Source organism: Kribbella catacumbae DSM 19601, from assembly GCF_000372465.1.
Classification (GTDB): domain Bacteria; phylum Actinomycetota; class Actinomycetes; order Propionibacteriales; family Kribbellaceae; genus Kribbella; species Kribbella catacumbae.
This window is the reverse complement of sequence record NZ_AQUZ01000026.1, coordinates 62768-72336: the sequence shown is the minus strand read 5'-3', so window position 1 is coordinate 72336 and position 9569 is coordinate 62768. Positions and strand designations below refer to the sequence as shown.

Sequence of the window (9569 nt, the reverse complement as noted above, 5' to 3'; positions counted from 1 at the left end):
TGTGAGCGCCAACGGGCTCCTCATCATCGGCTCCTCACAGGCCGGTGTGCAGCTCGCGGTCTCGCTCCGCGCACTCGGCCATGCGGGTGGCATCACCCTGCTCGGCGACGAGAACCACCGCCCCTACCAGCGGCCGGCGCTCTCCAAGGAGTTCCTGCAGGGCATCATCACCAAGGAGTCCCTGATCTACCGGACCCAGGCGTACTGGGACGAGCACCGCATCAAGGTCGTGAAGAACGAGCGCGTCGTGCGCATCGACAAGCACTCCGACGGATCGGGAGTGGCGCACGCCCGGTCAGGCGAGGTCTTCGGTTTCGACCGGCTGGCGCTCGCCCTCGGAGCGCGGGCCCGCAGGCTCCAGGTCGAGGGTGCCGATCTTCCTGGAGTGCTGTACCTGCGGAACGCCGATGACGCGCTGGAGCTCAAGGCGCGCGTGCCCGTCGTCCACGACGTGGTCGTCATCGGCGGCGGCTTCATCGGGATCGAGGCGGCGACGAGTCTGCGCAAGCTGGGCAAGAACGTCACGCTCGTCGAAGCCGGGCCCCGCCTGGTCGCCCGCGCCGTGGGACCCGAGACCTCGGAGTACCTCGCCAAGCACCACGCCGAGAATGGGATCGAGATCGTGGTCGGCGCCCAGGTCACGCGCATTGTCGCGAACGGTGACGCGGTGGGTGGGGTCGAGGTCAACGGCCGGGTCGTGCCTGCCGACCTCGTGCTCATCGGGGTCGGGGTGGTGCCCAACACCGAGCTCGCCCAATCCATCGGGCTTGCGTGTGAGAACGGCATTCGGGTGGACAGGTACGCGGTCGCGTCCGACGGCATGACGATCGCCGTCGGCGACGTGGCCAACCTGCCCAACCCCGTGCCGGGTGCGCCCGAGGGAGACCGGGTCCGTTTCGAAAGCGTGAACAACGCGATCGAGCAGGCCAAGGTCGCGGCCTATGCGATCACCGGTCGGCGGGAGGAGTACGCCGGCATCCCGTGGTTCTGGTCCAACCAAGGCGACCTCAAGCTCCAGATCGCAGGCCTCTCCACAGGGCACGACCGCACCCTGGTGCGCCGCGACGAGGAGAAGGGGAGGTTCTCCGTCCTCTACTACCGAGGCGATCGCATCATCGCGGCCGACTGCGTCAACACACCGCTCGACTTCATGGCGGTCAAGGCCGCACTCGCACAACGTGCGTCGATCCCGTACGACGAGGCCACTGATCCCTCGATTCCACTGAAGTCCATCACCAGGAGTGAGACCGCATGACCACCCCGCTGCCGGCGACCCCGGTCCCGACGCCGTACGACGTCGATACGTCGCCGATTTCGCTGACCCCGTCGTCGGGTGCCGACGTCGACCCGATCTGGGCAGCCGTTGTCCGCGAGACCCGGACCCGGGGCAACGACATCCACCTGCCGATCTCCCTCGCGTACGCCGAGCGGTTGTGTCACGCGTACCCCGCGGCCGAGCGGCTGCTGGTTCGGGTGGCGATCCTGCTGCACGACACGGGCTGGGCCCGGGTCGACGAGGACCGGATCATCTCCGAGGGTTTCAGCGGTGACTGGCGTACGTCGGCGATCAGGTACGAGCACGAGAAGCAGGGGTGCCTGATCGCCCGCGAGGTGCTGCCGCCCCTCGGCTTCGCCGATGCGTTCGTCGACGACGTGTGCGCGATCGTCGACGGCCACGACACGCGCGAGGAGGCCAAGTCCCTGGAGGATGCGTTGGTGCGGGACGCCGACCGGTTGTGGCGGTTCGACCACGCCGGGATCGCACTGGCCTCCGGCTGGTTCCGGATGGACCCGGCGACCTACACCGACCGGCTCGAGCACGAGATCGTGCCGGAGTTGCTCACCGAGGCAGGTATCGCGATCGCGACCGCCGAGCTGGAGCGCTCGAGGGCGCTGCTGAAGACGGCGGTGCTCCGATGACCGTGCGCGACCGAATCGACCTGCGGTGGACCCACGTCGACGACCTGTACGTCGACGGGGCCTGGGTACCGTCCACGGGTAGCGCTCGGATCGACGTGGTCGACCCCGCCACGGAGGAGGTCTGGGGATCGGTTCCCGACGCGACGGCTGAGGACATCGAGGCGGCGATGGCCGCCGCCGACCGCGCGTTCCGCACCGGGCCATGGCCCCGGCTGAGCCCCTCGGAGCGCGCGGACTATCTCCTGCGGATCGCCGACGAGGTCGAGAAGCGCGCCGACGAGCTGGCCTGGACGAACTCGCGGGAGAACGGCACTCCGATCTTGGAGACGATGGGTGCCGCGGCCAACGCTGCCGGGATCTTCCGCTACTTCGCCGGCTTGGCCGGCTACCTCGAGTCGGACGACGTGCGGGCCTTTCCGTCCGGGGCCGCCGAGTCCGTTGTACGCCGTGACCCTGTCGGTGTCTGCGTGCTCATCGCGCCCTGGAACTTCCCCATCAACCTCGTCGTGATCAAGCTGGCCCCGGCCCTGCTCGCCGGCTGCCCAGCCGTCGTCAAGCCTGCTTCGCCGACGCCACTCTCGATCCGCTTTGTGCTCGACGCTGTCGAGGCCGCCGGGGTGCCGGCCGGTGTGGTCAACCTCGTGACCGGCTCGGGCGCGGTGGGTGATGCGCTGGTGCGGCACCCACTGACCGCGAAGGTGGCATTCACTGGCTCCACGCCGGTGGGTCGCAAGATCGCGGGAGCGTGCGGTGAGTTGCTCCGGCCGGTCACGCTCGAGCTCGGCGGCAAGTCGTCCGCGATCGTGCTGCCCGACGCTGACCTGGAGCAGATGGCGTCGGTGCTGATCCGGTCGAGTATGCGCAACACAGGGCAGACCTGCTACATCTCCACCCGCATCCTCGCGCCCGCGGAGAGGTACGACGAGGTGGTCGAGATGGTGACCGACACCGTCGCGGCAGCCAAGCAGGGCGATCCGTTCGACCCCGAGAGCGTCTTCGGGCCCGTCGCGACCAGGGCGCAGTACGACACCGTGCTCGGCTACCTGCGGTCGGCCGAGGAGGAGGGCGCTCGCGCCACCACGGGTGGCCGCGCCAGGGACGGGGTCGGCTACTTCGTCGAGCCGACCGTGCTGGCCGACGTCACGCCGGACATGCGGGTCTCACGTGAGGAGATCTTCGGTCCGGTGATCACGATCCTGCGCTACGACACCGTCGACGAAGCCGTCGAGCTCGCCAACAACACCGAGTTCGGTCTCGGCGGCCTGGTCTTCTCCGCCGACCAGACCGCTGCCCAGGCAGTCGCGGAGCGGATGGACACGGGCTCGGTGGGTCTCAACTTCTTCGCGTCCAACCACAGCGCGCCGTTCGGAGGCCGGCACGACTCCGGCCTGGGCGTCGAGTACGGCGTCGAAGGGCTAGCTGCCTACCTCACCTACAAGTCGATCCACCGCCGCCCGAAGGGTTCGGAATGATGAGCAACCTGGACAGCCAGGAGGTGGTCTCCAAGGAGATCGCGGACCTGCACGCCGGCGCCGAGGGGGAGACTCAGCCGCGGTTGGACTTCGCGCCGTACCGCAGTTCGCTGCTGCGCCATCCGACCAAGGACCTGCGCCACGCCGACCCGGAAGGCGCGGAGCTGGTGGCCCCGGTGTTCGGCCATTCCGACATCGACCCCGTCGAGGCCGACCTGACCATCCAGGCCGGTGGCGAGCCGATCGGAGAACGCATCGTCGTGCGCGGACGCGTGCTCGACGGTGACGGCCGACCAGTGCGAGGTCAGCTCGTCGAGATCTGGCAGGCCAACGCCGCCGGTCGCTACATCCACAAGGGCGACCAGCACCCGGCGCCGATTGACCGGCACTTCACCGGCGTCGGACGCTGCTTGACCGGCGACGACGGCAGCTACGCGTTCACCACGATCAAGCCCGGGCCCTACCCCTGGCGCAACCACCACAACGCCTGGCGACCGGCGCACATCCACTTCTCGCTGTTCGGCACCGAGTTCACCCAGCGGATGATCACCCAGATGTACTTCCCGGGCGATCCGTTGTTCGCCCTCGACCCGATCTACCAGGCGATCACCGACCAGAAGGCGCGCGACCGGCTCGTGGCGACGTACGACCACGATCTGTCCGAGCACGAGTGGCTCCTCGGATATCGCTGGGACATAGTGCTGACCGGCACCCACGGGACCTGGATGGAGGCCGACGATGCCTGATCTCGTCGCGACCCCCGGACAGACGATCGGTCCGTTCTTCCACTATGCGCTGCCCTTCGACCGCGACCGCGAGCTGGTGCCGCCCGGCCGTCCGGACGCCGTTCGGCTGCACGGAACTGTGTACGACGGTGCAGGCAAACCGATTCCCGACGCACTGCTCGAGATCCGCCAGGCCGACGCAACCGGACAGGTGCCCGCTGTCGAAGGGTCGCTGCGGCGCGACGGGACCGTCTTCACTGGCTGGGGGCGATGCGCAGTCGACTCCGTAGGGCGGTACTCCTTTACGACCGTGGTCCCCGGCCCGTCGAGTCCCGGCGGCGCGGCCTTCTACGCCGTCACGGTCTTCGCCCGAGGGCTGCTCAACCGGCTGTTCACTCGCGCCTATATCCCCGGCGACGCCGACGCGCTCGAGGCCGACCCACTCCTCGCCGGCCTCGACCCCGAGGCGCGCGATGGCCTGGTGGCGGTTCGCGAGGAAGACGGCAGCCTGCGCTTCGACGTGCACCTGCAAGGTGGTCGAGAGACAGTCTTTCTCGCCTTCCCGAGGCACGCATGAGCAGCCTGCTCGAACCCGGCTCCTACCGCGGGGAGCGACTCGTCGACGATCAGGCGCTCGTGCGGGCCATGCTGCGCGTGGAGGTGGCCTGGCTTCAGGTCCTCGCTGACGCGGGCGCCGCCAAGGCCGATCACGTCGACGCCGTCTCCGTCGCGGCGACCGGCCTGTCGGCCGACCTCGATCCGGTCGAGGTCGAAGCGGCGGGTAATCCGGTGCTGCCGTTGGTGCGAGCCCTGCAGCAGGCCGTCGGCGACGAGGAAGCGATGACCGTCGTCCACTGTGGGCTTACCAGCCAGGACGTTCTCGATACCGCACTGATGCTCCTGGCGCGGGACACCCTCGACCACGTCGACGGGTCGCTCGTCGCGGCGGCTGGTCACCTGGCCCGTCTCGCCGCCGTGCACCGCGGAGCGGTGATGGTGGGCCGCACGCTCACGCAGTACGCCGTCCCGGTCACGTTCGGCCTCAAGGCCGCGCAGTGGCTGGAGGGTGTTCTCGACGCGGCCGAAGCCGCCCGCGACGTACGCCGGTCGCTGCCCGTGCAGCTCGGCGGCGCGGCCGGGACGCTGGCCCTGGCGGGCGAGTTGGTCGCCGACGCGCTGGCGGTGGGGCCGATGCTGGCCGACCAGCTCGGTCTCTCCGCCCCGACCCTGCCCTGGCACACGCGGCGCACCCCGGTGACGCGGGTGGCTGACGCGCTCGTCCAGGCCTGCGACGCGGTCGGGGTGCTCGCCGCGGACGTAGCCCTGCTCGGGCGACCCGAGATCGCGGAGGTCCGTGAGGGCAGAGCAGCGGGGAGGGGTGTTTCGTCGACGATGCCGCACAAACGCAACCCGGTGCTCGCCGTACTCATCAAGAGTGCGGCGCTACAGGCTCCGCAGCTCGGCGCCCAGCTGCACCTGTCGGCCGGTCAGGCTGTGGACGAGCGCCCGGACGGCGCCTGGCACGCCGAGTGGCCGGCGTACCGCCGACTCCTCGGGCTCGCGGCGACCGCCACGTCCCAGGCCGCCGAGCTGGTCAGCGGTCTCGAGGTCGATGTCGCGGCGATGGCCGCGCGAGTGCGTGTCGCTGGTGGTGACCTCCTCGCCGAACGAGGTGGCGGCACCGACCCGGCCGGCTACCTCGGTGCCTCCACCGCACTGGTCGACCGGGTCCTGGCCCGCTGGGAGGCAACGCATGCTTGACCTCACCGCCACCCGGCTGGCCGGCACCTCCGGTGACCTCCTCGTCGTGGGCCCGTCGCTCGGCACGTCGGTCGAGGCCCTCTGGGGTCGCTGCTCGCGGCTGCTCGGTCACCGATTCGAGGTGGTCGGCTGGGACCTGCCCGGGCACGGGCGCAGCAGACCCGCGGCCGTGTTCGGCGTCTCCGACCTGGCCGACGGGGTGCGGGGCATCGCCAGCCGGCTGGCCGACGGACGGAGGGCCTGGTATGCCGGTGACTCCCTCGGCGGTGCCGTCGGCCTGGCGCTCGCGGTCGACCCCGGTCCGTTCGCGGGCGTGGTGGTCATCGCCGGCGCGGCGAGGATCGGCGAAGCGTGGGCCTGGCGCGAGCGCGCCGAGCTCGTCCGCAGCGCCGGCACAGCGGTGATGGTGGCGGGATCCGCGGTGCGTTGGTTCGCTCCCGGCTTCGTCGACCGCGAACCCGAGGTCGCGGCGGCGCTGCTCGACGCGCTGGCCGACACCGACACGACGTCGTACGCGGGCGCCTGCGATGCGCTGGCCGGCTTCGACCTGCGCAGCCGGCTCGGGGAGACGAGCGTGCCCGTGCTGGTCGCCGCCGGTGAGTACGACGACGTCGTCACCCCCGCGCTGGCCGACCTGACAGCCGAGGCGATCCCCGACGTACGGCGGCACCTGTTCCGCGGGTGCGGGCACCTGCCGCCCGCCGAGGACCCGGTCGCGGTGGCCGAGGTCCTGACCGTCTTCCTGGCCGACCTCGTGGCCCGGCAGGAGGCGACGCGATGACCGGCGACCCGGCCTACGACGCAGGCATGGTGGTGCGCCGCGAGGTCCTCGGTGATGCCCACGTCAATCGTGCCGAGGCCGGCAAAACGGCGTTCACCGAGGACTTCCAAGCGCTGATCACGCGCTACGCGTGGGGCTCGGTGTGGACCCGGCCCGGCCTCGACCGCCGGATTCGCAGCGCGATCACCTTGACCGCGCTCACCGCCGGCGGACACTGGGACGAGTTCGCTCTGCACGTCCGCGCCGCGGTCCGCAACGGCCTCAGCGCCGACGAGATCGGCGAGATCGTCCTGCAGTGCGCGATCTACTGCGGCGTGCCGGCAGCCAACCACGCCTTCGCCCTCGCGGATGCCGTCCTCTCGAAAGCAGAATCCGATGACTGACGTTTTCGTCTACGACGCGGTCCGCACTCCCTTCGGTAGGTACGGCGGTGCGCTCGCCGGCTGCCGTCCCGACGACCTGGCCGCGCTCGTCGTACGCGCCGTGGTCGAGCGCGCCGCCGGCCTCGATCCCGCGTCGGTCGACGAGATCGTGCTCGGCAACGCCAACGGCGCCGGTGAGGACAACCGCAACGTCGCGCGGATGGCCGGACTGCTGGCCGGTCTTCCGCCGTCCGTCCCTGCCGTCACCATCAACCGACTGTGCGGGTCCAGCCTCGACGCGGTCATGGTCGCGTCGCGGCTGATCGCACTCGGCGAGGCGGACGTCGTCGTCGCCGGAGGTGTCGAGTCGATGAGCCGTTCCCCTTGGGTGCTGCCCAAGGCAGAGAAGCCCTACCCGCCGGGCGACGTCACGCTGGTATCGACCGCCCTGGGCTGGAGGCTGGTCAACCCGGCCATGCCGGCCGCGTGGACGGTCTCGCTCGGTGAGGCCACCGAGCTGCTGCGTGAGCGAGAGGGTGTCACCCGCGACGAGCAGGACGAGTTCGCGCTCCGGTCGCACCGGGCAGCGGCCGCCGCCTGGGACAGCGGCTTCTACGACGACCTCGTGGTCGCCGTACCGGGCGTGGAGCTGGTTCGCGACGAGTCGATCCGCCCGGACACGACGCTGGAGCGGCTGGCCGGGCTCAAGCCCGTGTTCCGCGTCGGCGGCACGGTGACCGCCGGCAACGCGTCGCCGCTCAACGACGGTGCTTCGGCGGTGCTGCTGGGCAACGCGTCGTCGGGACTCGGTGAGCCGGTCGCTCGCATCGCAGGACGGGGTGTGGCCGCGAACGAGCCGCAGTTCTTCGGCTTCGCTCCGGTCGAGGCCGCCAACCTCGCCCTCAAGCGGGCCGGGATCGGCTGGGGTGACGTGGGTGCGGTCGAACTCAACGAGGCGTTCGCCGCCCAGTCGGTAGCCTGCGTCAAGGCGTGGGACGTCGACCCGGCGATCGTCAACCAGTACGGCGGCGCCCTCGCGATCGGACACCCGCTCGGCGCCTCGGGCACCCGGATCCTGGGCACCTTGGCCCGGACGCTCCAGACCACTGGTAAGCGCTGGGGCGTGGCGGCTATCTGCATCGGCGTCGGTCAGGGCCTCGCCGTCGTACTCGAGAACGCGCAGGTCTGAGATGGCGCAGGTCTTCCAGACCCCGGCTGAGGCGGTGGCAGGCATCGCGGACGGGGCCACGGTCATGATCGGAGGCTTCGGTTCGGCGGGGCAGCCGGTCGAGCTCATCGAGGCCCTGATCGAAGGTGGGGCGAGCGAACTGACCGTGGTGAACAACAACGCCGGCAACGGCGACCGGGGGCTCGCCGCCCTCATCCGCGAGGGCCGCGTACGCCGGATCGTCTGCTCGTTCCCGCGTCAGTCCGACTCTTGGTGCTTCGACGAGAAGTACCGCGCGGGCGAGATCGAGCTGGAGCTCGTGGCGCAGGGCAACCTCGCCGAACGCATCAGAGCCGCCGGCGCTGGCATCGGTGCTTTCTTCACGCCGACCGGCTACGGCACCCCCCTTGCCGAGGGCAAGGAGGTGCGCGAGATCGACGGCCGCCACTACGTGCTGGAATATCCGATCCGAGCGGACTTCGCGCTGGTCTCGGCCGACGTTGCCGACGAGCTGGGGAACCTGGTCTATCGCAAGACGGCGCGCAACTTCGGGCCGATCATGGCGGCCGCCGCGACGACGACCGTCGTACAGGTGAGGCGGATCGTCGCGGTGGGTGGCCTCGACCCTGAGCACATCGTGACACCTTGCCTCTACGTCAACCGGGTCGTGCGGGTCGAGGCGCGCACACCTGCACTCGCAGGGGAGAGGCAGTGACCGCCATCGCCACCGGTCTCGACCGCGATGCCCTCGCCGCGCTGGTCGCCCGAGACGTCCCTGCCGGCTCCGTCGTCAACCTCGGCATCGGGCTCCCCACGAAGGTTTCCAACCACCTCGACCCAGCAACCGGCGTAATGCTGCACACCGAAAACGGAATGCTCGGTATGGGCCCGGAGGCCCACGGCGACGAGGTGGACCCCGACCTCATCAACGCCGGCAAGGTGCCGGTGACCGAGCTGCCCGGGGCGTCGTACTTCCACCACGCCGACTCGTTCGCGATGATGCGGGGCGGGCACCTGGACATCTGCGTGCTCGGCGCATACCAGGTGTCGGCCACCGGCGATCTGGCCAACTGGCACACCGGCAGACCGGAGGACATCCCGGCCGTCGGCGGTGCCATGGATCTGGCCCTCGGGGCCAAGCAGACCTTCGTGATGATGAGCCTGTTCTCCCGAGACGGGGCCGCCAAGATCGTCCCGTCCTGCACCTACCCGCTCACCGGCGTCGCCTGCGTGAGCCGCGTCTACACAGACCTCGGTGTCTTCCTCATCGACGAGGAGGGCGTCGTCGTACGAGAACTCTTCGGTCTCGACTTCGCCCAGGTCTGCGATCTCGTCGAAGTGCCACTCATCGACGGCACCCATCACTGACGCCCAGGAGCC

At 70.2% G+C, this 9569-nt stretch carries 11 protein-coding genes; all 11 read left to right on the top strand.

Annotation, left to right across the window (positions count from 1 at the left end; translation table 11 throughout):
• The first annotated feature begins 1 nt into the window (after window position 1).
• The 11 genes from A3ES_RS0125210 to A3ES_RS0125160 are packed head-to-tail and all read left to right on the top strand — an operon-like array spanning window position 2 to window position 9557.
• Window positions 2-1255 carry an NAD(P)/FAD-dependent oxidoreductase gene (locus A3ES_RS0125210; RefSeq protein ID WP_020389620.1) on the top strand — a complete coding sequence of 418 codons (1254 nt, stop codon included), beginning with the start codon at window positions 2-4 and terminating at the stop codon, window positions 1253-1255.
• On the top strand, window positions 1252-1920 hold the full coding sequence (locus tag A3ES_RS0125205; protein ID WP_020389619.1) for an HD domain-containing protein: 669 nt from the start codon (window positions 1252-1254) through the stop codon (window positions 1918-1920). The genes A3ES_RS0125210 and A3ES_RS0125205 overlap by 4 nt, the downstream gene beginning before the upstream one ends.
• Complete coding sequence (locus A3ES_RS0125200) at window positions 1917-3392, top strand: aldehyde dehydrogenase family protein (RefSeq protein ID WP_020389618.1); 1476 nt, start codon at window positions 1917-1919, stop codon at window positions 3390-3392. Before A3ES_RS0125205 ends, A3ES_RS0125200 begins: the two co-directional genes overlap by 4 nt.
• Window positions 3392-4138 (top strand): protocatechuate 3,4-dioxygenase subunit beta, encoded by a 747-nt coding sequence (pcaH, locus tag A3ES_RS0125195; RefSeq protein ID WP_020389617.1) that lies wholly within the window; start codon window positions 3392-3394, stop codon window positions 4136-4138. The genes A3ES_RS0125200 and pcaH overlap by 1 nt, the downstream gene beginning before the upstream one ends.
• On the top strand, window positions 4131-4694 hold the full coding sequence (pcaG, locus tag A3ES_RS0125190) for a protocatechuate 3,4-dioxygenase subunit alpha (protein ID WP_020389616.1): 564 nt from the start codon (window positions 4131-4133) through the stop codon (window positions 4692-4694). The genes pcaH and pcaG overlap by 8 nt, the downstream gene beginning before the upstream one ends.
• Window positions 4691-5878: a lyase family protein gene (locus A3ES_RS0125185; RefSeq protein WP_020389615.1), complete on the top strand. Its 1188-nt coding sequence runs from the start codon at window positions 4691-4693 to the stop codon at window positions 5876-5878. Before pcaG ends, A3ES_RS0125185 begins: the two co-directional genes overlap by 4 nt.
• Window positions 5871-6659: an alpha/beta fold hydrolase gene (locus tag A3ES_RS48330; protein ID WP_020389614.1), complete on the top strand. Its 789-nt coding sequence runs from the start codon at window positions 5871-5873 to the stop codon at window positions 6657-6659. The genes A3ES_RS0125185 and A3ES_RS48330 overlap by 8 nt, the downstream gene beginning before the upstream one ends.
• Window positions 6656-7042 (top strand): 4-carboxymuconolactone decarboxylase, encoded by a 387-nt coding sequence (pcaC, locus tag A3ES_RS56230; protein WP_020389613.1) that lies wholly within the window; start codon window positions 6656-6658, stop codon window positions 7040-7042. Before A3ES_RS48330 ends, pcaC begins: the two co-directional genes overlap by 4 nt.
• Window positions 7035-8210 (top strand): thiolase family protein, encoded by a 1176-nt coding sequence (locus A3ES_RS0125170; protein WP_020389612.1) that lies wholly within the window; start codon window positions 7035-7037, stop codon window positions 8208-8210. Before pcaC ends, A3ES_RS0125170 begins: the two co-directional genes overlap by 8 nt.
• A 1-nt stretch (window position 8211) precedes the next feature.
• Window positions 8212-8904, top strand: coding sequence for a 3-oxoacid CoA-transferase subunit A (locus A3ES_RS0125165; RefSeq protein WP_020389611.1), 693 nt, complete (start codon window positions 8212-8214; stop codon window positions 8902-8904).
• Complete coding sequence (locus A3ES_RS0125160) at window positions 8901-9557, top strand: 3-oxoacid CoA-transferase subunit B (RefSeq protein WP_020389610.1); 657 nt, start codon at window positions 8901-8903, stop codon at window positions 9555-9557. The genes A3ES_RS0125165 and A3ES_RS0125160 overlap by 4 nt, the downstream gene beginning before the upstream one ends.
• Window positions 9558-9569: the final 12 nt, after the last annotated feature.